The 23557-nt window shown below is 68.1% G+C and carries 21 protein-coding genes; 8 read left to right on the top strand and 13 right to left on the bottom strand.

The annotated features are described in order from the left end of the window. Positions 1–37: 37 nt before the first annotated feature. Both XarbCFBP7408_RS09480 and XarbCFBP7408_RS09475 read right to left on the bottom strand, forming a co-directional pair. Complete coding sequence (locus XarbCFBP7408_RS09480; protein ID WP_181106376.1) at positions 38–1999, bottom strand: EAL domain-containing protein; 1962 nt, start codon at positions 1997–1999, stop codon at positions 38–40. 38 nt (positions 2000–2037) lie between these two features. After that, positions 2038–2664, bottom strand: coding sequence for a DUF4126 domain-containing protein (locus tag XarbCFBP7408_RS09475; protein ID WP_104562776.1), 627 nt, complete (start codon positions 2662–2664; stop codon positions 2038–2040). A 143-nt stretch (positions 2665–2807) separates the two neighbouring features. Here XarbCFBP7408_RS09475 and XarbCFBP7408_RS09470 point away from each other — a divergent pair, with 143 nt between their 5' ends. The 4 genes from XarbCFBP7408_RS09470 (at position 2808) to XarbCFBP7408_RS09455 (ending at position 6370) form a co-directional block, all read left to right on the top strand. Continuing rightward, positions 2808–3545, top strand: a complete 738-nt coding sequence (locus XarbCFBP7408_RS09470) for a DUF6776 family protein (protein ID WP_104562733.1) — start codon at positions 2808–2810, stop codon at positions 3543–3545. A 3-nt stretch (positions 3546–3548) separates the two neighbouring features. Beyond that, on the top strand, positions 3549–3998 hold the full coding sequence (locus XarbCFBP7408_RS09465) for a bactofilin family protein (protein WP_016902416.1): 450 nt from the start codon (positions 3549–3551) through the stop codon (positions 3996–3998). A gap of 82 nt (positions 3999–4080) precedes the next feature. Beyond that, complete coding sequence (gene erpA, locus XarbCFBP7408_RS09460; RefSeq protein WP_024938186.1) at positions 4081–4467, top strand: iron-sulfur cluster insertion protein ErpA; 387 nt, start codon at positions 4081–4083, stop codon at positions 4465–4467. Between the two features lie 640 nt (positions 4468–5107). Next, positions 5108–6370 (top strand): lipase family protein, encoded by a 1263-nt coding sequence (locus tag XarbCFBP7408_RS09455; RefSeq protein WP_104562732.1) that lies wholly within the window; start codon positions 5108–5110, stop codon positions 6368–6370. Between the two features lie 68 nt (positions 6371–6438). Here the strand turns inward: XarbCFBP7408_RS09455 and XarbCFBP7408_RS22355 are convergent, their stop codons facing one another. Next, entirely contained in the window at positions 6439–6741 is a 303-nt protein-coding gene (locus XarbCFBP7408_RS22355) for a hypothetical protein (RefSeq protein ID WP_146093755.1), read from the bottom strand. Between XarbCFBP7408_RS22355 and nudC the strand changes: the two genes are divergently transcribed. Both nudC and XarbCFBP7408_RS09445 read left to right on the top strand, forming a co-directional pair. Then, positions 6701–7591, top strand: a complete 891-nt coding sequence (gene nudC / locus XarbCFBP7408_RS09450) for an NAD(+) diphosphatase (protein WP_104562775.1) — start codon at positions 6701–6703, stop codon at positions 7589–7591. The two genes, XarbCFBP7408_RS22355 and nudC, sit on opposite strands and share 41 nt — an antisense overlap. 79 nt (positions 7592–7670) lie before the next feature. Then, entirely contained in the window at positions 7671–8564 is an 894-nt protein-coding gene (locus tag XarbCFBP7408_RS09445) for a hypothetical protein (RefSeq protein ID WP_104562731.1), read from the top strand. 41 nt (positions 8565–8605) lie between these two features. On the opposite strand, the gene XarbCFBP7408_RS09440 is transcribed toward XarbCFBP7408_RS09445, so the two are convergent. The 4 genes from XarbCFBP7408_RS09440 to XarbCFBP7408_RS09425 form a co-directional block, all read right to left on the bottom strand. After that, on the bottom strand, positions 8606–9016 hold the full coding sequence (locus XarbCFBP7408_RS09440) for a DUF2752 domain-containing protein (RefSeq protein WP_104562730.1): 411 nt from the start codon (positions 9014–9016) through the stop codon (positions 8606–8608). Then, complete coding sequence (locus tag XarbCFBP7408_RS09435) at positions 9016–9360, bottom strand: CD225/dispanin family protein (protein ID WP_016902410.1); 345 nt, start codon at positions 9358–9360, stop codon at positions 9016–9018. Before XarbCFBP7408_RS09435 ends, XarbCFBP7408_RS09440 begins: the two co-directional genes overlap by 1 nt. Positions 9361–9600: 240 nt before the next feature. Beyond that, entirely contained in the window at positions 9601–11523 is a 1923-nt protein-coding gene (locus XarbCFBP7408_RS09430) for an MFS transporter (protein ID WP_104562729.1), read from the bottom strand. A 67-nt stretch (positions 11524–11590) separates the two neighbouring features. Next, positions 11591–12493, bottom strand: a complete 903-nt coding sequence (locus XarbCFBP7408_RS09425) for a LysR family transcriptional regulator (protein WP_104562728.1) — start codon at positions 12491–12493, stop codon at positions 11591–11593. Between the two features lie 97 nt (positions 12494–12590). Here XarbCFBP7408_RS09425 and XarbCFBP7408_RS09420 point away from each other — a divergent pair, with 97 nt between their 5' ends. Then, a complete protein-coding gene (locus XarbCFBP7408_RS09420) occupies positions 12591–13781 on the top strand; it encodes an MFS transporter (protein ID WP_104562727.1) in 1191 nt (396 codons plus the stop codon). A 143-nt stretch (positions 13782–13924) separates the two neighbouring features. On the opposite strand, the gene yccS is transcribed toward XarbCFBP7408_RS09420, so the two are convergent. The 4 genes from yccS to XarbCFBP7408_RS23475 all read right to left on the bottom strand — a co-directional run bounded on the left by yccS (position 13925) and on the right by XarbCFBP7408_RS23475 (position 19566). After that, positions 13925–16138: a YccS family putative transporter gene (gene yccS, locus XarbCFBP7408_RS09415; RefSeq protein WP_104562726.1), complete on the bottom strand. Its 2214-nt coding sequence runs from the start codon at positions 16136–16138 to the stop codon at positions 13925–13927. Between the two features lie 116 nt (positions 16139–16254). Next, positions 16255–17565 carry a phosphoribosylamine--glycine ligase gene (purD, locus tag XarbCFBP7408_RS09410; protein ID WP_104562725.1) on the bottom strand — a complete coding sequence of 437 codons (1311 nt, stop codon included), beginning with the start codon at positions 17563–17565 and terminating at the stop codon, positions 16255–16257. 125 nt (positions 17566–17690) lie between these two features. Then, the gene (purH, locus tag XarbCFBP7408_RS09405) at positions 17691–19274 is read right to left on the bottom strand and encodes a bifunctional phosphoribosylaminoimidazolecarboxamide formyltransferase/IMP cyclohydrolase (protein ID WP_104562724.1); all 1584 of its coding nucleotides are present in this window, start codon (positions 19272–19274) and stop codon (positions 17691–17693) included. After that, positions 19264–19566 carry a hypothetical protein gene (locus tag XarbCFBP7408_RS23475; RefSeq protein WP_181106372.1) on the bottom strand — a complete coding sequence of 101 codons (303 nt, stop codon included), beginning with the start codon at positions 19564–19566 and terminating at the stop codon, positions 19264–19266. Before XarbCFBP7408_RS23475 ends, purH begins: the two co-directional genes overlap by 11 nt. Positions 19567–20060: 494 nt before the next feature. Here XarbCFBP7408_RS23475 and XarbCFBP7408_RS23120 point away from each other — a divergent pair, with 494 nt between their 5' ends. Beyond that, entirely contained in the window at positions 20061–21515 is a 1455-nt protein-coding gene (locus XarbCFBP7408_RS23120; protein ID WP_181106370.1) for a hypothetical protein, read from the top strand. A 322-nt stretch (positions 21516–21837) separates the two neighbouring features. On the opposite strand, the gene fis is transcribed toward XarbCFBP7408_RS23120, so the two are convergent. Then, positions 21838–22110, bottom strand: coding sequence for a DNA-binding transcriptional regulator Fis (fis, locus tag XarbCFBP7408_RS09385; RefSeq protein ID WP_002804983.1), 273 nt, complete (start codon positions 22108–22110; stop codon positions 21838–21840). A 116-nt stretch (positions 22111–22226) separates the two neighbouring features. Further along, positions 22227–23348, bottom strand: coding sequence for a DUF3426 domain-containing protein (locus XarbCFBP7408_RS09380; RefSeq protein ID WP_104562723.1), 1122 nt, complete (start codon positions 23346–23348; stop codon positions 22227–22229). Between the last annotated feature and the right edge of the window lie 209 nt (positions 23349–23557).

Below are 23557 nucleotides of genomic sequence, written 5' to 3'. Positions count from 1 at the left end.
TGCTCCAGGCGCGAAGGCCTCCTGCCCGCGACGTCACTCAGAGCACCGCGTTCGTGAAGTCGAAGTCCAGTTCCTTGCCGACCGTCTGCACCAGGTTGCCCTGGATGAAGTCCACGCCGCTCATCCACATCGCCGCGGCCGCCTGCGGATCTTCGATGCGTTGGCCGATGATCAGCAGGCCGCGCTGATGGGCGATATCGATCACGCTGCGCAGTTCGTCGCGGACTGCCGCGTTGCCGTGGGCATCGGCGAAGCGGTTGGCCATGCGCACGAAGCTCAGCGGCAACTGGCCCAGCAGCGCGTTGGCCTCGTCGCCGGTCTCGAACTGGCTCAGGCAGAACTGCACGCCGGCCGGCATCAATCTGGCGCAGAACTGCTGCACGGTGACTGCGTGGATCAGCGCATCGTCCAGGCGCAGGTCGACGATCAGCGACTGCCCGGCCACGCCACGCTCGACCAGCGTCTTGAGCAGCCAGTCGGCAAAGGCATCGCGTGCCAGCGTGCGCGGCGACTGCGACACGAACAGCCGCAGCGGCGGGTGGGCATGCTGGTACAGATGCAGCAGGCCGAGCGCGTGGTCCATGACCTGCTGGTCGAGATCGGCGATGCGTCCGGCCGCTTCGGCGGCGGGAATCACCTGGCCGGCCGACAGCAGCGTGCCGTCGGCCTGGCGCAGCCGCAGCAGCACCTGGTATTGCGCGGTGTCGCCGCCGGCCACCGCCACGATCGGTTGATACGCCAGTTCGAGCTGGCCTTCGACCAGGCGCAGCTGTTCCTGCTGTTCGGCCTGGCTCGGGGCCAGATAGGCCTGCACGCCATCGCTGCGCAGGCGTGCCTGCAGCGCGGTGCGCTCGACCGCTTCCAGCGCGCTGCCGGTGTCGTCGAAGCCCAGGCCCAACGGCGCCACGCCGATGGCGCAGCGCACGTGCACCGATTCCTCCTCGCGCACCGGGAAGGCATGCGTGGCCAGTCGCTGGCGGATCTCCAGCGCGTGCTGTTCCAGGCTGGATTCGGGCATGTCCACGCCCAGCAGCAGGAAGCTGTTGTCGTTCAAGCGCGCCAGCGGATACGGGTGCGCGGCACTGGCCAGGCGATGCCCGGCCTGGGTCATCAGGCGCTCGTAGGCGGCATAGCCGTAGCGCTCACGCAGGCCGAGCGCGCTGGCGATTTCGATGAAGAACAGCCCGCCGGACTGCTTGCGCGCCAGCGCATCGGCCAGCAGTTCCATCACATGGCCGCGCGTCGGCAGGCCGGTTTCCGGATTGCTGCGCACGCCGACCGGTTCGCCGGCCTGCTGCAGCGCCTGCTGGCGTGCGCGGCGGATGCGGTTGGACACCGCCGCGATCAGGTGACGTGGGCGGATCGGCTTGGTCAGGAAATCGTCGGCGCCGCTGTCGAGCACTTCGAACTGGCGCTCCGGGTCCGGGTCGCCGGTGAGGAACACGATTGGCAGCAGTTGCTGGCCCGGCTGCTGGCGGATCAGGGTGGTCAGGCGGATGCCGTCCAGCTCGGGCATGTGCAGATCCATCAGGATCAGATCCGGGTGGTAGTCCTGGATCGCCTGCGGCACGCTGGCGGCGGTCATTTCGACCTGTGCATGCATGCCGGCGCCGTGCAGCACGCTCTGCGCAAACAGCGCCTGCGAGCGGTCGTCCTCGACGATCAGCACGCGGTACGGCGCGTCGGCGGCGACGTTGTCATCGCCCTCGCGTGGGGTCGAGGCAGTCGTTGATGTCGGCGCTGCCGCCGTCGCGTGCGCGTTGCTGCCCGCTGCAACGGCCTGCGCCGGCGCCGGCGCAGGCGGCACGATCATTGCGGGTGCGGCGGCGAGCGCAGGCGCCGGAATGATGGCCGCGCTCACCGGCTCGGCGGCGGTGGACGCCGCCGCCTCGTCGGCCCAGCGGCGCCAATAGTCGGCCGGCGGCGTTTCGGCGCGCAGTGGACGATTGCGCGTGGCGGTGTCGTCACGGGTAAAAGGAACCGGATCTCGGGCGGCCATCGATACTCCCTGCAGTCGCGATGATTATGCGATGAACTTCACGATAGCGGGGAGCGACGTGCAGCCGGCGTGGTGGTGGAGCGCATCGGCGCGACCAGCCGGCGCATGCCCCGCCACAGCAAGCGCCACACCCACCACACCACCAGCGTGGCCAGCACGCTGGAGCCGACCGCAATACTGAGTGCCAGCCACGGGTGCGCCAGTGCCAGCGCCAGGGCGGTGGTGGCGACGGTGTCTTCGGCCAGCGAGGCGACCCAGTTGCTGGCCGGTTCCGGCGAGGTGTTGAGCAAGGCGCGGGTGCCGGCCTTGAGGGTATGGCTGGTCAGCGCCACGCCGGCGCCGGCGGCCAGCACACCCGTGCTCAGATCACCGTCCGGCGACAGTGTGGCTGCGGCCAGAAAGGCGCCGGCCGGCACGCGTGCCAGGGTCTGCAGCAGGTCCCAGCCCGAATCCACGCCGGGGATCTTGTCGGCGAAGAATTCGGCCACCGCCAGTGCACCGGAGGTGCCCAGCACCCACCACGACTGTGCCGGGTGCAGGGCGGGCGGCAGCTCGATCCAGCCGAGCAGGCCGGCCAGGCCGACACCGAACACGGTGAGATAGACCCGGATGCCGGCCAGCCAGGCCAGCAGGATGCCGATCACGAACAGATGGGCTTCGCTCATGGCGTCGTCGATCCCTGCAAACAATTGCAGAACTATCGCAGAACTTTGGGATAACCGCCGGTCCAGCGCCAGCACGCCGGTCAGTGGCGCTCTGGCACACTACGCCGCCCATGACTGCGCCGGCCCGTCCGGACCCGATGCCCATGCGACCAGCCGCACGCGTTCAGATCGTCCAACGTGAGTCCGGCGGTGGCCGTTCCCGCGGCCGCTGGTTGTGGCTGGTGATCGCGCTGGCGTGGCTGGCATCGCTGGGCGGGGCGTGGTGGATGGCCAGCCGCACTGCCGCGCCGCGTCTGGTCCAGGCCGAGGCGGCGCTGCAGCAGGCGCAGCGCAACCAGGCCCAGCAGCGTCGGCAGATCGCGCAGCTGCAGCAGCGCCAGGTCAACCTGGCGATGTCCGACAAGATCAGCCGCGCCGCCAATACCGAGGTGCAGGCTTCGCTGGCCGAGCGCGACGAGCAGATCGCCGCACTGCGCGCGGATGTGGCGTTCTACGAGCGCCTGGTGGGCTCCACTGCGCAGCGCAAGGGGCTGAACGCGCACTCGGTGCAATTCACCGCCGAGGCCGGCGGCACCTGGAATTACAGCGTGGTGCTGACCCAGAACCTCAACCGCGGCGCGATCAGCCAGGGCCAGCTGCGCTTTTCGGTGGAAGGCGTGCGTGCCGGCAAGCTGGTCACGGTGAGCTGGAACGAACTGCACCAGAAGCCGGAGGCGGCCGGGCAGCCGTACTCGTTCCGCTATTTCCAGCAATTGGACGGCAGCGTGATCCTGCCGAAGGATTTCACCCCGCAACGTGTCAAAATCTCCCTGAGCGGCGATGGGGCGCCGGTCAATCAGACATTCGACTGGACAGTCGCCGGGAATGGCGCGGGGGAGTAGCTCATGTTCGGAAACAAATCCAACCGTGGTGCGCAGACCGTGGTCGACACCTTGATCGGGCCGCAGGTGGTCATCCGCGGCGACCTGATGTTCAGCGGCGGCCTGTATGTGGAAGGCCGCATCCTGGGCAAGGTGATTGCCGAAGACGGCGCCAGCGCCACCTTGACGGTGGCCGAGCAGGGCAGTATCGAGGGCGAGGTGCGTGCGCCGGTGGTGATCATCAACGGCCAGCTGACCGGCGACGTGCATGCCGCCGAGCGGGTCGAGCTGGCCGCCAACGCGCGGGTGCAGGGCAATGTGCATTATCAGGTGGTGGAGATGAGCGCCGGCGCGCAGCTCACCGGCCGCCTGATCCATGCCGCCACCGCCGGCGCGACCGCCGCGTTGCCGGCGCCGGAGGCCGGCCGCGCCGAGCCCGTCAAGGCCCTGCAGGCCGAGACTGCCGACGCCTGAGCGCGTGGCCCCGGCTGAAGCGGGGCGCCAGGTTTGGCAGGCAGCGCTTGAAGTGGGGCCGCCTGGCCCCCATGCTGACGCCATGAGTACGCTCGTTTCGCTTCCCACCGCCGCTCCGGCCCCGGACTATCAGTCCATCGACCGGCCGCTGAACTTTTCCGTGGCCGCCGCCAGCAAGGTGCGCGAGCTGATCCAGGAAGAAGGTAACGCCGAGCTGGCGTTGCGTGTCTATATCCAGGGTGGCGGCTGTTCCGGCTTCCAGTACGGCTTCGAGTTCGACGAGAACCGCGCCGAGGACGACCTGGCCGTGGCTACCGACGGGGTGACGCTGCTGGTCGACCCGCTGAGCCTGCAGTACCTGATGGGCGCCGAAGTGGACTACACCGAAAGCCTGACCGGGGCGCAGTTCGTGATCCGCAATCCGAACGCCAAGACCACCTGTGGGTGCGGTAGCAGCTTCAGCGTCTGAATCGACGCGGTTGCCGGCGCTTGGTTGTTTGTGTGTGATGTTCCGGTCGAGTCGCGGGCAATCTGCTGCCTGCGACGTTCTCAGGTCTGACATGGTGCGGTGGTAGCGTCAGTAGCGTGCGCCGAGATGGCCTCACGCTGTGCGTCGCTTGCGCGCGCTGTATGACTTTGGGTGCGATGCGTGTCGCGGGTCAACGACACCGCAGCCGGGCGGATTTTCCAACCTCGATCTATGTGATCCATGCACTGCGCAGATGCCCGCCGATGCACTGGCGAGGCGCCACGCGCTATCGACGTGCATGTCCAACGCGCTGTGAACAGTCGTGTGCTGCGGGGTTCGCCATGCGCGCGCAAGCTTCGTGCGCGCGAACCGGGCCGCGTGCGGCGATGGCGATACTGCACGCATGCTCAGCGCTGGTGCCAGCACATGCCGGTTCGATTCATGCATCGCGTCTTGTCTTGCGTGACGCACGCGGGCGGTCGCCATTGCGCTGACCGAGCGTGCCGCACACCGCGCCGATCCCACCCCATGGTGCAGTCACCGCGCCGCCCAGCCCGCGTGCGTTGATCGCGCAACGGATCTCGATCCTTCGACATGCCAGTCCCCTGCCATCGCAGTCATCCACGAGAGAAGCCTCACCATGTTGCAGATCAGATCCCGATCGACGTTGAGCCTGCTGGCCATGCTTGGTATCGCCAGCGCAGTGCTTGCGCCCAGCGCGCAGGCATCGCCCGCACGCGGCAGCTTGCTCAGCAGCAATTTCCTGACCAGCTACACCCGTGATGCGATTGCCGCATTGCTCACCTCCGAGCCGCAGGCCGAACAGCCCAGATGCAATGTGCGCGTGGCCGAGTTCACCTATGCCACCGTCGGTGTCGATGGCGAACCGGCCACTGCGTCGGGCGTGGTGCTGATTCCAGGCGGCGAGCGTTGCACCGGGCCGTATCCGTTGCTGGGCTGGGGGCGGTCGACAGCGACGATCCGCAACGAGCAACAGGCCAAGGACATCCGTGACGCCAAGGGCGACGACCCGCTGGTCACACGGCTGGCCAGCCAGGGCTATGTGGTGGTCAGCAGCGATTATCTGGGGCTCGGTCAATCCAGCTACCGCTCCCATCCCTACCTGCATAGCGCGACCGAAGCCAGTGCGACGATCGATGCCTTGCGCGCGGCACGCAGCGTGCTGCAGCGCTTGAAGACGCCGTTATCGGGCAAGGTCATGCTGTCGGGATATTCGCAAGGCGGCCATGCCGCACTGGCAACCCAGCGGGAGATCGAAGCGCATCTGTCCAAGGAGTTCCATCTGGTTGCCAGCGCGCCGATCTCCGGGCCCTACGCACTGGAGCAGACCTTCGTGGACAGCTGGAGCGGGAGCAACGCGGTCGGCGAAAGCAGCTTCGGCATCATCCTGGGCAGCTACGCGATCGTCGCGATGCAGCACACGTATCGCAATATCTATCTGGCGGCCGGGCAGGTGTTTCAGGATCGGTGGGCGGCCCGGGTCGAGGCGCTGTTTCCCGGCAAACTGGGCCTGACCGATCTGTTCCTGGGCGATACGCTGCCCGGGATCGATCAGCTCAAGGCCTACTTCCAGCCGGGGTTCTATCGCGATTTTGCCAGCAATCCCGGCAATCCATTCCGCAAGGACCTGGCACGCAACGACCTGCTGGACTGGGCACCGCAGACGCCGACGCTGCTATGCGGTTCGTCCAACGACGCCACCATCCCGCTGAAGAATGCGGTGACCGCGATCGCCGCCTTCAAGCGTCGCGGCAGCACCCAGGCAGCGCTGGTCGATATCGGCAGTGGCGACCCCAACGACAACTCGGCGTTCGTGCATCTGACCACCAACGAACCGTGCATCGTCGCGGTACGGCATCAGCTGCTGGACAAGCAGCGCTGAGACCGGGAGAGCGTGTCGCTGACAGCTGGGTGATCGTCGCGTCCGGCATCCGCGCTCGCCGGGATGCCTCACCCTTCGATGGAGCCTTGTCGCAGGCGCAGGCGCAGGCGCAGGCGGCAAGGCCGGGGATGCCGGAATTCGGACCCGGCTGGCTGCAACACCATGTCGATCGCACGTGACCTGCTCTGCGATGTGGCGCGCAATGTGACGCGCTCATGACCGCCCGGCGGGCGCCAGGTGGTGTCGACGTCTGAACGCGCGCCGCCGGCCGGGCCTGCATCGATGGTGCGCTGCTTGCGGGCGATGCCGATTATCGGCAGGCTTGCGCCGATGTCAGAGTCCTCTTTTTCAACCTCCGGTTTTGCCTTCACCCATGCGCCGCTGGATCGTGGCGACCTGCTGCGTGACGATCCCGCGGCGCTGGCGCGTCTGTGGCCGCAAGGCCGCGTGCTGCTGCTCGATGCCAAGGGCACTGCGCTGGCCGATGCGGATGGCCAGCCGCTGCTGATGGACGGTGCCGCGCTTGGCGACGGGCCGGATGGGGCGATCTTTCTTGGGCTGCGCGATGGCGTCGGCTGGTTCTGCCTGCCATCCGATGTGCTCGGTGTGGACGCGCCGCAGCGCATCGACCTGCGCCAGGCCGCCGCCGACTGGCCGGCAGACATATCCACTGCCTTTGCCTACGCGCGCGCGATGCTGCACTGGCAGTCGCGCACACGTTTCTGCGGCGTCTGCGGCGGGGCGATCGCGTTCCGCCGAGCCGGCTTCATCGCCCATTGCACGCAATGTCAGACCGAGCATTACCCACGCGTGGACCCGGCGATCATCGTGGCGGTCAGCGATGGCGCGCGCCTGCTGCTGGGGCGGCAGGCAAGCTGGGCGCCGGGGCGGTATTCGGTGATTGCCGGCTTTGTCGAACCCGGCGAGTCGCTGGAGCAGACCGTGGCGCGCGAGGTGTTCGAGGAAACCCGTGTGCAGGTGCAGGACTGCCGCTATCTGGGCGCGCAACCGTGGCCGTTCCCGGGTGCGTTGATGCTGGGCTTCACCGCGCGCGCTGCGGCAAGCGAGGTGCCGCAGGTCACCGGCGAGCTGGAAGACGCGCGCTGGGTCAGCCATGCCGAGGTCACCGCGGCATTGGCCGGCGAAGGCCAGATCGGGCTGCCGCCGCGCATTTCCATCGCGCGGGCGCTGGTGGAGCATTGGCATCGCGCGCATGGCTGAGCCTGGGCGAGCGCTGCAGCACGGGCAGATCGGCTGCGCGTGCATCGGCTCGGCTAGACTCGGCTGAGGAGGCCTACCCATGTTCACCACCCTGGTTGCTGTCGTCGTCGCACTTGCGCTGGGCCACCTGGCGCCCGCCCAGGTGGCGCGGCTGCGGCGTTTCGAATGGTTCGGCCAGTGGCTGCGCCGGCTGGACAGCCATGCCGCCGGGCGCGGTGCGTGGCAGGGGCGCTATGGCGTCGCGCTGGCGCTGTTGCCGGCCTTGCTGGTGGTCGTGCTGCTGCAATGGCTGCTGGACGAGGTATGGCGCGGGTTCTGGGCCTTGCTGTTCGGCGTGGCGGTGCTGGCTTGGACCTGGGGGCCGCGCGATCTGGATCGCGATGTGGAAGCGGTGATCGATGCCGACGAAGCAGGCGCGCGCCGCGATGCGATCGCGCAGCTGCAGGCCGCCGGCGGCAGCGTGCACGAGGATGCGCCGTCGCTGGTGGAAGCGGTGGTGGTCAACGGGTTGCGGCGCTGGTTCGCGGTGCTGTGGTGGTTCTTGCTGCTGGGACCGTTCGGCGCGGTGCTGTATCGGCTGACGGCGCTGGCGGTGGAAAGCCCGCTCTCGGTGCTGCTGCCGCCGCGCAACCTGGCCGGCGCGCGCTGGTTGCTGGCCGCGCTGGAATGGCCGGTGGCGCAGTTGATCACCGTGTCGATGGCGCTGGTAGGCAATTTCGACACGGTGTTCCGTGCCTGGCGGCAGGCGCATGGCAACCGCTGGTCGCTGGAGCCGCATTTTCTCGGTGCGGTGGCGCGTGCCAGCGTCAGCGCCGAGCTGCGCGAGGAAGCGCACGACTACACCGATTCGGGACTGGTGCCGGTCTGGCGCCGCCTGCCGGAGGTGCGCGATGCGATGAGCCTGGTCTGGCGCGTGCTGCTGCTGTGGATGGTGGTGCTGGCGTTGCTGGTGATCGCCGGCTGGGTGCGGTAGGCGCGCAGGCTGATTTCGATCGAGCGGCTGTTCGCGACCTGCTAACCCGGTGCCAGCAAGGTAAACGGGTACCAAGGCAAATTCCTGGCAACCCAATACACAGGCAACGCCCACAACCAGAACTTCGGCTCGGACATCACGGCCACCACCGGTGCGAACCAGCGCGCGCGCCAACCGGCTTTCCAGGCGATCAGGCCGGGCAGGGTGAACAGGCCGAGCACGGCGGCCGGGTTCATGGCGAAGGCGCCGGGCAGATCGAAGTGCACCAGCGCATACAGCGCGCGGGTCATGCCGCAACCAGGGCAGTAGCAGCCGGTCACGGCACGGAACACGCAGGGCGGGAACGGGCTGTTGCTCGCGTTCGGATCGAAGCGATACAGCAGCGACACGCCGAAGGCGGCCACGCTAGTGGCCGCCCCGAGTCCAAGCCAATGGCGTGGACGCAGTTGCATTACTGCATGTGCTGCAACTGCTGCATGTAGTCCATGTAGCCCTGCATGCCGCCGGTGGCGACCATGCCGATGTTGATCAGCAGGCCGATGACGGCCAGCACGCTGGTCACGATGCACCAGGTCTTGGCGGTGTTGGAGGCACGCCGTGCGCCGTCGATGTCGCCCTGGTTGAGCAGGCCGTTGACCTTGCTGGAGAACACGATCGCCACGATGCCGGTGATCAGGGCCGGGCAGCACAGGCAGAAGCCGAGCACGGTGGAGACGATCGCCCAGATCAGGTGATTGGGAATCGGGCCCGGTGCGGCGCTGGGCGAGGGATGGATCGGCGGTGGGATGGCACTCATGGTGAAGCTCCTTGGGTGGTAAACAACAGCGAGATGTTGCAGCGCGTGGGGAAGCCAGCGATGGGCCGCGCAGGCAGCGTCCACCGATCACGGCGAACACGTCTGACACGGTGATGTGGCGTACGACGACTTCCCCAGGTCCTTCTTGTCGCGCCCGCTAGGCGAGCGCGGCGGCAATACGTGCAATGGCGCACAGGCTACTCGCGGCACGCGGCGGACGCAAAGCCCGCGCGGCCGCAGTCACGGCTGATCCTTGCGCAGTGCACGGACCTGCTGTTCGAGCAGCGCGGCGGTCGCGGCGTCGCCGGGAACCGCTGCGCCGGCGGCCACTTCGATATGCGCGCGGATCCGGCGCGGCACGCGCATGCGGCCCAGGCGGGTGTCGCGGCGGCTCCACATGCTCGACCACATGCCACGCAGCGCCATCGGAATCACCGGCACCTGGCGGCGTTGCAGGATCTTTTCCACGCCCGACTTGAACGGCGCGATCTCGCCATCCCTGGTCAATGCGCCTTCGGGGAAGATGCACACCAGCTCGCCGTCGGCCAGCGCCGCATCGATACGGTCGAAGGCCTGCTGCATCAGCGCGGGGTCTTCACGCGCGCCGGCGATCGGGATGGCCTTGGCGGTGTGGAAGATCCAGCGCATCACCGGGATGCGGAAAATCTTGTAGTACATGACAAACCGCACCGGGCGCGGAATCACCGCCGACAGGATCAGCGCGTCCATGTAGCTGACGTGATTGCACACCAGCAGCGCCGCGCCGTCGTCGGGCACATGCGCGTCGATGTCGCGCGCGCGCAGCCGGTACAGCACGCTCACCAGCACCCAGCTGAGAAAGCGCATCAAAAACTCGGGCACCAGGGTGAAGATCCACAGCGCCACCAGCGTGTTGGCGACTGCCAGTGCCAGGAACACCTGCGGAATGCTCAGGCCCGGCAGCGGAATCCGCACCCCGAACAGCACCACCTGCGGCAACTGCAAAGCGATACCGATGACGGCCGCAGCCACAATGAACAACGAGTTCTGGATGTTGAGCCCGGCGATCACGCGCGACAGTTCGGCCTTGGGCGTGCGGCTCTGGATCAGCGCAAACAACGGCACCACGAACAGACCGGTGAACAGGCCGATGCCGACCAGATCAATGATCAACCGCACGCTGCCGGCCTGCTGCACGAACTGGCCGATCGACAGATCAGTGGCAGGTGCAGCACCGGGACCCGCGAAGTACAGGTCCAGCAGGAATGCGCTGATGCCGAACGCGCCCAGCGGCACCAGGCCGATTTCCACGGTGCGCCCGGACAGCCGTTCGCACAGCAGCGAACCAATGCCGGTGCCGATCGAAAACAGCGCCAGCGCGAATACATACAGGTCTTGCTGGCCGCCAAGATTGACCTGCGCGTAGGTGGGCAGCTGCGCGGTCAGCACGGTACCGACGAACCAGAACCACGACACGCCCAGCACCGAGTTGCGCACCGCCGGCGTGCGCCGGGTCAGGCGCATGATGGCGCGCGATTCGGGGATGGGGTTCCAGTGGATCTTCAGCTCGGGCGCGCCGGCATCGACCTTGGGCACCAGCCGCGCGACCAGGTTGCCGGTGACGGCAATTGCGATCACCGCGGTGGCCGCAGCCTCGGGACCATGACTGCCGGCGATCTGGAAGATCAGCCCGCCGAAGATCATGCCGCACAGGATCGAGATCGAGGTGCCCATCTCGACTAGGCCGTTGCCGCCGGTGAGTTCCTCCGGTTTCAGCACCGAGGGCAGGATCGAATATTTCACCGGCCCGAACAGCGTGGACTGCAGGCCGGTGCAGAACAGCGCGACCAGCAGGATCACCATGTTCTCGGTGACAAACCCCACCGCTGCCAGCGACATGATCGCGATCTCCATCGTGGTGGTGATCACGATGAGTTTCTGCTTCTCCAGCTTCTCGGCGATCTGCCCGGCCAGCGCCGAGAACAGGAAGTACGGCAGGATGAACAATGCCGGCGCCAGATTGGTGTACAGCGTGCGCTGCGCCGCATCGATGCCCAGGTAGAACAACAGGCCGATGATGGCCTGCCGATAGACGTTGTCGTTGAACGCGCCCAATGCCTGCACGGCGAAGAACGGCAAGAAGCGGCGCTGCCTGAGCAGGGCGAACTGACTGTGACCGGACATGCAGTTTCCTTTGCGAACGCGCGCAGCCTAGCAGGCTTCCACGGCGCGATGGTTGCTGCCGCCTCGCTCAGCGCGACGCGCGTGCTGCCGGCGTGCGGGGCGCGTGTTGGGCACGCAGCAAGGCGACGAAGGCCCGTGCGGCCGGGGTGGGATCGGGCCGCCACACCGCATAGGTCAAAAAGCGGTAGCGCTCCTTCAGCGCGACCGTCACCACCCCGCGCATGGCCGTGGCCATGGTCTGCGGCACGATGCCCACGCCCAGGTCGGCGGCGACCAGCTCGCGCACCAGATCGGCATGGGTGACTTCGTACTGCTGGCGCTGCCGCAGGCCGGCCTGCGCGAAGGCCGCATCGACGATGCCGCGCACGCCGGCGCCGGCGATCAGCCCGGCCATCGGTTCGTCGTCCAGCTCGGCCAGCGCCACCCGCTTGCGCGTGGCGAAGCGATGGGTGGGCGCCACGATCAAGGCCAGGGCTTCCTCGTGCAGCAGCAGCCGCTGTTGCGGCACCGCGACCTGCGGGCCGACGCCGACCAGGGCCACATCCAGCCGGCCTTCGCCCAGGTCGTGCAGCAGGGTCTCGCTCATGGCGGTGCGCAGGTGCACGTCCACCCGCGCATGCGCGCTGCGAAACGCGCGCAGCAGCGTCGGCAGCTGCACGGTGGTGAGCGAGGAGATCTGCCCGAGCGCGAGCCGGCCGCGCACCGTGCCCAGGGCCTGGGCCATTTCCTCGTGCAGACGTTCGGCCGCACGCAGGGTCTGGCGGGCGTTGTGCAGGAACACCTCGCCGGCCGCGGTGGGCCGCACCTGGCGGGTGCCGCGCTCGAACAGGCGCGCACCGAGGGTTTCCTCGATCTTGGCGACCTGGTGGCTGAGCGCCGATTGCACGGTGTTGCACCGGCGTGCGGCGGCGGTAAAGCCGCCTTCCTCGGCCACGGCCACGGCGAACTCCAGTTGGCGCAGGGTCAGCATGCGATCTCCAAACGCGATGGCTACGGTGAAAACAATACATTGGAAAGATGCCGCGTCGCTGCCCACACTGCGGCCATTCCTACAGCATGCACCTGCCATGACCGTCGAACCGATTGCCCACCCGCCATTGCCGCGCCGGCTGGTGCTGCTGATGGCTGCCGCCACCGGGCTGGCGGTGGCGAGCAACTATTACGCCCAGCCGCTGCTGGAAACGCTGGCGCAGGCATTCGACATCCAGGTGCGCAGCGCCGGTGCGGTGGTCACGGCCGCGCAGCTGGCTTACGCGGCGGGGCTGCTGTTGCTGGTGCCACTGGGCGACCGGCTGGAGCGGCGCGGCCTGATCGTGGGCCTGTTCGTGCTGAGCGCGATTGGCTTGTTGGTCAGCGCCAGTTCGCACACGTTTGCGATGTTGCTGGTCGGCACGATCGTGACCGGCGCCAGCTCGGTGGCAGCGCAGATTCTGGTGCCGTTCGCCGCCACGCTGGCGGCGCCCAACGAGCGCGGCCGGGTGATCGGCACGGTGATGAGCGGCCTCTTGCTGGGCATCCTGCTGGCGCGTACCGCGGCCGGGGTGCTGGCCGGCATTGGCGGCTGGCATACGGTGTACTGGATCGCCTCCGGCCTGTTGCTGGTCACCGCCTGGCTGCTGTGGCGCGGGCTGCCGCGGCACCCGGGCAATGCGCAGCTGTCGTATCCGCAACTGGTGGGCTCGGTGCTGACGCTGCTGCGCGACGATGCGGTGCTGCGCTCGCGTGCGGTGCTGGGCGGGCTGATCTTTGCCGGCTTCAGCATGTTCTGGACCACGCTGGCGTTCCTGTTGTCCGGGCCTGCGTATGGCTATGGCACGGCGGTGATCGGGCTGTTCGGCCTGATCGGTGCGGCCGGCGCGCTGGCCGCCAACCGCTCCGGTCACTGGTCCGATCATGGCCACGGCGACCGCGTCAGCTGGGGCGGGCTGGTGATGCTGCTGCTGTCGTGGGGATTGCTGGCGTTTGCGCCGCAGTCGATCGCGCTGCTGATCGTCGGCGTACTGCTGCTGGATAGCGCGGTGCAGGGCGTGCATATCGCCAACCAGAGCGTGATCTATCAGCGCAACCCGCATGCGCGCAATCGCATCACCTCGGCCTACATCACCTGCTACTTCATCGGCGGTGCGGTGGGTTCCACGCTGGGCACGGCGGCGTATGCGCAGGCCGGCTGGATGGGTGTGGTGATCGGTGGCGCGGTGCTTGCTGCGGCGGCGCTGGGTTGGGTGGGACTGAGCGTGGCGCGCAAGCACTGGAAGTAGGTGCATTGCCGGAACGGCGCCGCGGTCATCGGAGCAAGTGGCCTGCGCGCGCATCGGGGTGCGTCGGCATCGCCGCCCACATCGATGCGGCAGTGGCTGCGCGGCGCGCATGCGCACCGTGCACGCGCATCGACGACGACGCACTAGGCCTTGCCGGTCGCCAGGCGCGGTGCGCCCTCTGCCGGCGCGGCGGTGACCGCCACGGCAGCGGCACGCAGTTTGGGCAGCAGCCGCAGGGTCAGTGCCAGCTGGTCGCGCACCAGGCGCTGCTTGGGCGGCAGTTGCACGGCATGCTGCTCCAGCGCTTCGGCGGTGACGATTTCCTGGCTTTCGTCGTGCGCCGGCAGCGGCTGGCGTTCGCGCAAGGCGGTGGCGATTTCGCCCAGCGCGCGCTGCAGGTAGTCGCCAGCCTGCGCGATCGCGGGATCGTGTTCGCCATCGAGCGCGGCGCGGTGCGCACCGAGTGCGGACAGATAGCCGAGCAAGGTGTTGGACAGCGCCAGGAAGCGGAAGCCCGCATCCAGATTGCGCCGATAGCGGCCGGGTTCGCGCAGCATGTTGGACAAGGCCACCGACAACGCGGCATCGGCGTTGTGCATGTCGCGGCGCGCGATGCGGTAGGGCAGGTCGTCGCGCATGCCGCTGGCGTATTGCTCCAGCACCTGGGCCAGATAGCGCGCGCAGCTGGCCAGCACCGTGGCCATAACCTGGTTGAGGCGGCGGCCCTGCCAGTCCGGCAGGATCAGGAACGAGGCGGCCGCGGCGATTGCGCAACCGATCACCGTGTCGATCAGGCGCGGCCAGATCAGCACGAAGCCATCGCCAAGCAGGTTGAAGCAGAACAGCGCCATCACCGTGATGCCGGCGGTGGCCAGCATGTAGCGATCGGTGCGGGTGATGAAGAACACCAGCGCGGCGGCCAGCGCCAGCAGCAGCTGCACCTCGGTGCCGGGGAACAGCTGCATCAGTGCCCAGGTGGCGACCAGGCCGATCAGGGTGCCGGCGATGCGCTGCACCAGCCGCAGGCGGGTGGCGCCGTAGTTGGGCCGGCACACGAAGGCGGTGGTGAGCAGGATCCAGTAGCCGTTGTCGGCATGGATGGACTGCATGATGGCGTAGCCGACCACCAGCGCGATGGCCATGCGCAGGCCGTGGCGGAACAGCACCGAGCCGGGCGTGAGTTGCTGCATCAGACGCGCGGCCATTTCGCGCAGGGTGTGCGGCGAGGAGTCGCGCAGGCGGGTGTCGAGGTTGTCGCTGGTGGAATCGGATTGCGCCGCTTCCGACAACCTGCGTTCGATGCTCTGCAGGTTGGTCACCAGCAACTCCAGCGCGCCGAGCAGCCGCGTCAGTGCGGGGTCGGCACGTGCGTGCAGATAGTCCAGCGATTGCCGCAGATCTTCGGTGGCCAGGCGGCTGTTGTCGCCATAATCGAACGGATGGCGCAGGCGGATCGCCTCGCCCAACGCGGCGCAGGCCTTGCCTTGCAACGCGAGCAGGCGCTGGCAGCGGTACAGCACGTCGCTGTGGAAGAACGCGTCGGTCAGCGCTTCGTAGGGATAGTGCGAGGAGCTGGCGCGCTCGTGGAATTCCTGCGCCATGTAGTACAGGCGGAAATACAGGCCCGATTGCACGCCCGGCCGCCCCGAGCGGCCGAAGCGGCTCATGATCGCGGTCTTGGCGGCGTTGAGCGCGCCGACCACCTTGGCGTTCTGCTCGGCCAGCGCCAGCCGGCGTGCGTGCAGGTCGCTCTGCCGCACCGGTTCGAACAGGTCGGCCTTGAGCCTGAGATAACGGCCCAGCTCGAAGAACAGCCGCGACAGTCGCTCGCGCACCGGGCGATTGGCGAACAGGATGGTCCACAGGATCGACAGCACGCCGTACCAGGTGGCGCCGATCAGCAGCAGCGCCGCGCCATGCCAGGCGATCGACGGATCGTGGCTGCCGTGCTGGTCCATGCCGATCATGGCGTAGATCGACAAGGCCACGGTGGCCTGCGCGATCGAGGCGTAGCGCTCGCCCAGCGCGCCGAGCAGGGTCAGCGAGAAGGTCGCCACCGCCATGCCGGTCACGAACGCCAGCGGATACGGAAACAGCAGCACCACCGCCGCGGCAGCGGCGGCAAAACACAGCAGCGACAGCAGCACCGACTTGATGCGGCCCAGCCAGTTGTCGTCGGTCTCGGCGATGGCGCTGGCAATCGCGCCCAGAAACAGCGCCGGCACCGCGGTGAGCTGCTGCCAGTGCCAGCACACCCCCATCGCCACTGCCAGCGCGATGAACACGCGCAGGCCATAGCTGGCCTTTTCATGGGCCCACAGGCGGCTGAGGCGGGTGTCGAAGGAGGAAGTGGCCACAGTCTCTGCAAGGCAAGGTGCCCGGGCATTATTGCCGCAGGCACGCGCCGTCGGGGTGGAGGGCGGCTAGTTCTTTGTCAGTAGCCGCGTTGTCGCAAGTGCCTGGGGCAAGGCGCTCAGGCCTGTGCGCCCTGCTCGCGGGCGATCGCACGCCAGCCGATGTCGCTGCGCTGGAAGGCGCTGGCCCAGTGAATCGGCTGCAGGCCGGCATAGGCATTGCGCTGCGCCTCCAGCACGCTGTCGCCCAGCGCGGCAACGCATAGCACGCGGCCACCGGCACTGACGACCTCACCGTTTGCATTCAATGCAGTGCCGGCATGGAACACCTTGGCGCTGGCAGGCACCGCGTCCAGGCCGCTGATGACCTCGCCGGTGATCGGGGCTTCGGGATACGGCCTGGCGGCGATGACCACGCCGAGCGATGGGCGCGGGTCCCACTGCGCCTGCGTGGTGTCGAGTTCGCCGTCGATGGCGGCGTCCAGCAGATCGACCAGATCCGACTGCAGGCGCAGCATCACCGGCTGGGTTTCCGGGTCGCCGAAGCGCACGTTGAACTCGATCACCTTGGGCGCGCCGTGCGCGTCGATCATCAGCCCGGCATACAGGAAACCGGTGAACGGCACGCCGTCGGCGATCATGCCTTGCACGGTCGGCTCGACCACCTCGCGCATGACGCGTGAATGCACTTCCGGCGTGACCACTGGAGCCGGTGAGTACGCGCCCATGCCGCCGGTATTGGGGCCGCTATCGCCATCGCCGACACGCTTGTGGTCCTGGCTGGTGGCCATCGGCAAGGCGTGGGTGCCGTCGACCATCGAGATGAAGCTGGCTTCTTCGCCATCGAGGAATTCCTCGATCACCACGCGCGCGCCGGCATCGCCGAACGCATTGCCCGAGAGCATGTCGCGCACCGCGTCTTCGGCCTCGCCCAGCGTCATCGCCACGATCACGCCCTTGCCGGCGGCCAGGCCATCGGCCTTGACCACGATCGGTGCGCCCCCGCTTTCAACAGACTTGCTGCGCACGTAGGCCAGCGCGGCGTCCACCTCGGTGTGTACCGCGTAATACGCGGTGGGGATGCCATGGCGCGCCAGAAAATCCTTGGCGAAGGCCTTGCTGCCTTCCAGCTGCGCGGCCTTGGCGGTGGGCCCGAAGATGCGCAGGCCCAGCGCGTGGAAACGGTCGACCACGCCCAGCACCAGCGGCACTTCCGGGCCGACCACCGTGAGCGCCACGGCTTCGCGCTGCGCCAGCGCGAGCAGGCCGTCCAGGTCGTCGACCTTGATCGCCACGTTGCGGCACTTGGCTTCGGTGGCGGTGCCGGCATTGCCGGGTGCCACCAGCACCTCGCTCACGCGCGCGGACTGCGCGATCTTCCAGGCCAGGGCGTGTTCACGGCCGCCGGAGCCGATGACGAGGATTTTCATGTGAGTGCCGGGAATGGGGAATGGGGAATAGCAAAGTCTTTGGTTCTGCAGGCCGTACGATGTGGAGTGGCATCCAGGGAACCGCTTTCCCGATTCCCGATTCCCAACTCCCCATTCCCGGCATGTCAGTGCCTGAAATGCCGTACGCCGGTGAACACCATCGCGATGCCGTGTTCGTCGGCGGCGGCGATCACTTCGCCATCGCGCATCGAGCCGCCGGGCTGGATCACCGCCTGGATGCCGGCCGCAGCGGCGGCATCGATGCCGTCGCGGAACGGGAAGAACGCATCCGACGCCATCACCGAGCCGGCCACCGTGAGCCTGGCTTCCTCGGCCTTGAGCGCGGCGATCTTGGCGCTGACCACGCGGCTCATCTGCCCGGCGCCGACACCGATGGTGCGGTGGTCCTTGGCGTAGACAATCGCGTTGGATTTGACGTACTTGGCCACGCGCCAGGCGAACAGCAGATCGCCCAGTTCGGCCTCGCTGGGCGCGCGCTGGGTGACCACGCTCAACTCGCCCAGCGACATGCCGCGGTTGTCGGACGACTGCATCAGCAGGCCCGAGCCGATCCGCTTGGTGTCGTAGTTGTTGAGGCCGTTGCCGTGCGGGATCTTGAGCACGCGCACGTTGGCTTTCTTGGTGGCATAGTCGAGCGCGCCGGGCTCGTAGTCCGGCGCGATCAGCACCTCGACGAACTGGCGGTCCAGGATGGCTTTGGCGGTCGCCGCATCGAGGGTCTTGTTGAAGGCCAGGATGCCGCCGAAGGCGCTGGTCGGGTCGGTCGCATAGGCCAGCTCGTAGGCATCGCCGCAGCCTGCGCCCACAGCCACGCCGCAGGGGTTGGCGTGCTTGACGATCACGCAGGCCGGCGCATCGAACTGGCGCACGCATTCCCATGCCGCGTCGGCATCGGCCAGGTTGTTGTAGCTCAGCTCCTTGCCCTGCAACTGCTGGAAGGTGGCCAGGGTGCCCGGTACCGGATACAGGTCGCGGTAGAACGCGCCAGCCTGGTGCGGGTTCTCGCCGTAGCGCAGGTCCATCACCTTGACGAAGTTGGAATTGATCTGCGCCGGGAACGGGCTGCGCGTGGGCACGTTTTCGGTGCTGTCGGCCACCGCCGACAGATAGTTGCTGATCGCCGCGTCGTACTGCGCCACGCGGTTGAACGCGGCCACCGACAGCGCAAAGCGCCTGGCCGCCGACAGCTGGCCGTCGTTGGCGTCGAGTTCGGCCAGCAGCTCGGCGTACTGCGCCGGGTCGGTGGCCACCGCCACGCGGGCGAAGTTCTTCGCCGCGCTGCGCAGCATCGCCGGGCCGCCGATATCGATGTTTTCCACCGCATCGGCCAGGGTGCAGTCGGCCTTGGCGGTCACCGACTCGAACGGATACAGGTTCAGCACCAGCAGGTCGATCGGCACGATGCCGTGTTCGGCCATCACCGCTTCGTCGATGCCGGCGCGGCCGAGCAGGCCGCCGTGCACCAGCGGGTGCAGGGTCTTGACGCGGCCGTCCATCATCTCCGGGAAACCGGTCAGCTGGGCGACGTCGGTGACCGGCAGGCCCGCCTCGCGGATCGCCTTGGCGGTGCCGCCGGTGGACAGCAGCGCGACGTTGCGCGCTGCCAGCGCGCGGGCCAGATCGATCAGGCCGGTCTTGTCGGAAACGGAGAGCAGGGCCCGGCGCACGGGCAGGAGATCAGAAGCCATCGGTGGGGGATATCAAAGCGGGGCAACCCATATTGTAGGCCGCGCCGGCGCTCGAATGGACCCGAGCCCCCGCAATGGCGTCGATCCATGCGCTGAAAAGGCGCTGCCAGGCGCTGCTGCGGCCGATGGCGGGCGCGCTGTCGCGCGGCGGCATCAGCTCAGCGCCGACCGGGCGCTCGCGGCAGCGGTGGCGTTGCTGCTGGCCGCCACGGCATCCGCTGTGGCCGGGCATGTACGTGTGCCACCGCGACGGGATCTGATGGCTGCGCGAAACTCTTTTGGTTCGGGCCATGCACTGGCGAACACAATCCGGAGCCGGTCGCAGATTGATCAAGAAAACCGGGTTTCGGGCGTGGAGCGCATGCCTGTGCTTCGGTAATCCGCACCTGTCTTCCGCTGCGGCGACAGTCGCCAGCGCCGGGCTGACCGACGATCTGTGCTCGCTGATCGATTCACTCAACCGGTTCACCAGCAACGACGCTTTCGGCGAGGCGTCCCGTCGCTATGTGCTGCAACGGCTGTCGCGCAGGAGCCAGCCTTGCCATCACTCCCCGCTGCGTCTTGCCGTCACGGCCGTCCATGACCCTGCGATTCAAGTAAGACACCGCAGCGCGCGTGCGCCTTGTGGCGTTCGTCGACGACCCACCGTCGCAGTGCCGGTACTGCCCCCTGCCAATGGGCAGATCCGTCTCGCCCTCACGGCGGGACGATCCGCACCCGTTCGCCGGCCAGGGCAGGCATGCCGGTTTGCGCAGCTGCTCGGAACATTCCTATGAGATCACCCTTATGAATCGCGCAAAAGTCCTGGCATTACGCACCTGCACCAACAACATGTCCGATCACTGCGGGCTGATCTGGCCGCAGTCGGGCAGTGTCGAATGCCGGCATTGGCAGCCCAGCATCAAGCAGGAAAACGGCCTGACCGGCCTGTTGTGGGGACAGGGAACCAATGCGCATCTGAACATGCATGCCGATGCGCACTGGGTGGTCTGCATGGTCGATACCGCCGACATCATCTGGCTGGGCGAGGAGGGCATGATCAAGTTTCCCCGGGCCGAGGTGGTCTACGCCGGCAGCCGTGCCGGTGCCATGCAGTGCATTGCCGCGGATTTCATTCCCAAGGCAGCGCAGGCGCAATTCGCGGCACCGCTCGTCGAAAGCGCTGCGCATTCCACCGCGCCAATGCCGGTCGCGGCCCACGGCATCGATCCGCAGGCCGCATACGCGACAGCTGCGATCGTGCGCACACGCGAAATCGCCACCTACGGCAGCACGCTCACCGGCGCCGATCAGAGCCAGCTGATCGCAGGCTACGGAAGTACCGAAACCGCGGGTAACGGCAGCGAGTTGATCGCCGGCTATGGCAGCACCGGCGTGGCCGGATCCGACAGCACCATCGTGGCCGGCTACGGCAGTTCCCAGACCGCAGGCGGGGGCAGCACGCTGACGGCCGGCTATGGCAGCACCCTGACCGCGCAGGACAACAGCTCGTTGACCGCAGGCTACGGCAGCACCGAAATCGCCGGGCAGGACAGCTCGCTGATTGCCGGCTATGGCAGCAGCTTGGCCAGCGGCGTGCGCAGCTATCTGACCGCCGGCTACGGCAGCAACCAGATCGCCAGCTATGGCAGCTCGCTGATCGCAGGACACGAAAGTACCCAGATTGCCGGTCACCGCAGCATGCTGATTGCCGGCAAGCTGAGTTCGCAGACGGCCGGTTCGCGCAGCACGTTGATCGCCGGCATGGGCAGCGCGCAGACCGCGGGCGACCGCAGCAAGCTGATCGCCGGCGCCGACAGCACCCAGATCGCTGGCGATCGCAGCAAGTTGCTGGCCGGCAGCAACAGCCTCCTCACCGCCGGGGACCGCAGCAGGCTCACCGCCGGCGATGACTGCACGCTGATGGCGGGCGACCGCAGCAAGTTGACCGCCGGCAAGAACAGCATCCTGACGGCGGGCGCCAACAGCAGATTGATCGGCAGCCTGGGCTCCACCCTGACCGATGGCGAAGACTCGGTGCTGATCTTCCGCTGCTGGGACGGCAAGCGCTACACCAACATCATCGCCAAGACCGGGGAAGAGGGCGTCGAGGCCGACACCGCCTATCAGATCGATGACGACAAGAACGTGGTGGAGAAGTTCGACGATCCGTTCGACACGCTCGCCACCATCGTGGCGGACCATGGCAGCGGCCCGGCCTCGGCAGCGGATCATGCAGCGGCGACGCAATTGCCGAACTGAGCAGGCAACTCGCCCAGGCGATCGGCATCGCCGATTGAGCACCGCGGCCAACCGCCGGATCCCCGGCGGTTGGCCCGATCAGATGAAGAGGCGCGCGAGCAGGGCACGCTGGACGCGACGGAAGTCCTGCGCCAAGGCGTGGGATCAAGAGCGAACACTTTGGGCAGCCCGACCCGACATCAACATGCTGCGCATTCCACAACACGCAACGAGATCGTCCATCGGCCGCGTCATCACCAAGCGTGCCAGCGCAGCGCATTACCAGCCCGCAGCACACCCCAACGCTCTAACGATTCCCCAATCCCGATTCCCGATTCCCGGCTTACGTCAGCCCATACTCTTTCAGCTTCTTGCGCAGCGTGGCGCGGTGAATGCCCAGCATCGCCGCCGCGCGGCTCTGGTTGCCTTCGCAGTGGTTGAGCACTTCCACGAACAACGGGATCTCCATCTCGCGCAGCACGATTTCGTACACGTCGTCGGCGTCGCTGCCGTCCAGGTCGCGCAGGTAACGGCGGACGGACTGGGCCACGTGTTCGCGCAGCGGCGACTTCGGGGCGCCACGACTGGTGTCAGGACGAGAGGGGGCTGCGTTCAAAGGAGGTTTCCCAGTGTCACGAAGCCGGGACGCGTGGCCGGCGAGGGGGAGTGAGTCTAGCGCGTGACCTCCCCGCTCGCCACGCCCGTGTGGCCGTGGGCGCAGGTCGGGTCCGCTCAGCGGAAGTCGAAACTGAAGGCCGCCGTGCTCGCGGCCGGTTCGCGCACGCGAAACGCCACCTGCACCGCCTGGCCCGGCGCGAGCGTGTCCTGCGCCGCCGGCGGCTGGCCCAGATACTCCTGCGGCGCCAGCACACGCGTGCCGATCACCCGCCCGTCGGCGTCGGACAGCGACAGCTGCAGCCACGGCCAGGCCTGCGCCCAGCGTGCCTCGTTGCGGAAGCTGGCCTGGATCTGCAGCACGCCTGGCACCCCGGGCAGCGGGCGCACCTCGCGATTGAGCAAGCTCAGTGCGCCCGGCTCGCGCCAGGCCGGCAGGGTGCAGCGCGCCACCGTGCAGGCGGCGCTGACCAGCGGGCGCCAGCGCGCATCGGCGGCCAGCTGCGCACGGTCGGCGATGACGATCTGCAAGGCCAGCAGGCCGACCAGCCCGACCAGCAGCGCCCACTGGCGGCCGCTGGCGCGCAGCCGCGGCCGGCTCAGCCCGTGCCGCGCGAATGCAGGCGCGGCCTGGGCTGGCAGCGGCTGGAACTGGGCGGGCGCCGCTGCGCCGGCAGTGTCCGCGTCGTCGTCGCCTGGCTCGGCGTCCGTGTCCGGAGCGCTGCCGGGTGCTGGTGGGGCGGCCAGGTCGGAGGCGGGAGCGGACGCGGTGCCGTGCGCACGCTGCCGGTCTGTGCCTGCCACGCCGGCGGCCGCCACGCCGCGCGGATGCGCGGTGGCCGGCTGTGCAGCAGGAGTGCCGGCGAGCGCGACGTGGGTGTCGCCGGGGCCGGCCGCGATGCCTTGCAGGGGATCGCCGGGCAGCTGGCGCGTGGCTGCCGTGGTCCACGCCGGCCGGTCCGGCTCGGCGGTGTCTGCCGCGGCCTGGCCGGCATCGCCGGGTGGCAGCAGGATATCCACCGGCGCGGAGTCGTTATGCGACGCGGTCGCCGGTGGTGCAGGCGGTGGCGGAACGATCGGCGCCGACGGCGCCGGCACCAATGCGCCGGCCGGCACCGGCGGTGCGTGCAGCGGCGCTTCGGCGGCAGGCACCACCGGGGTCGGGACTAGCGACGGGGCAGCCGGCGTCGCACGCAGGAACGTGGCCAGGGGGCGGCGCGGTGGCGGAGTCTCGGACATCGGCAGGCGTGCAGCGGGAAGAACCCTATTCAACCACGCGCACGCCAATGGGCGAACCCGGGCGCGTCATGCGTGCGCGGCAAGTAACCGCAGGCGCTGATGCCGCTTCCATCGACTGCGGATACGCATCCCATTGGTCGGCCAACCGTCGCGCCGCTGTGACCACCCTGCCGCAGTCCAAGGCCGCATTCCAGCGCAGGCCGCACTTC

This window comes from Xanthomonas arboricola pv. guizotiae (assembly GCF_002940205.1).
Taxonomy (GTDB): Bacteria; Pseudomonadota; Gammaproteobacteria; order Xanthomonadales; family Xanthomonadaceae; genus Xanthomonas; species Xanthomonas arboricola_C.
The sequence above is the reverse complement of the archived record's forward strand: the minus strand, read 5'-3'. Positions and strand labels throughout refer to the sequence as shown.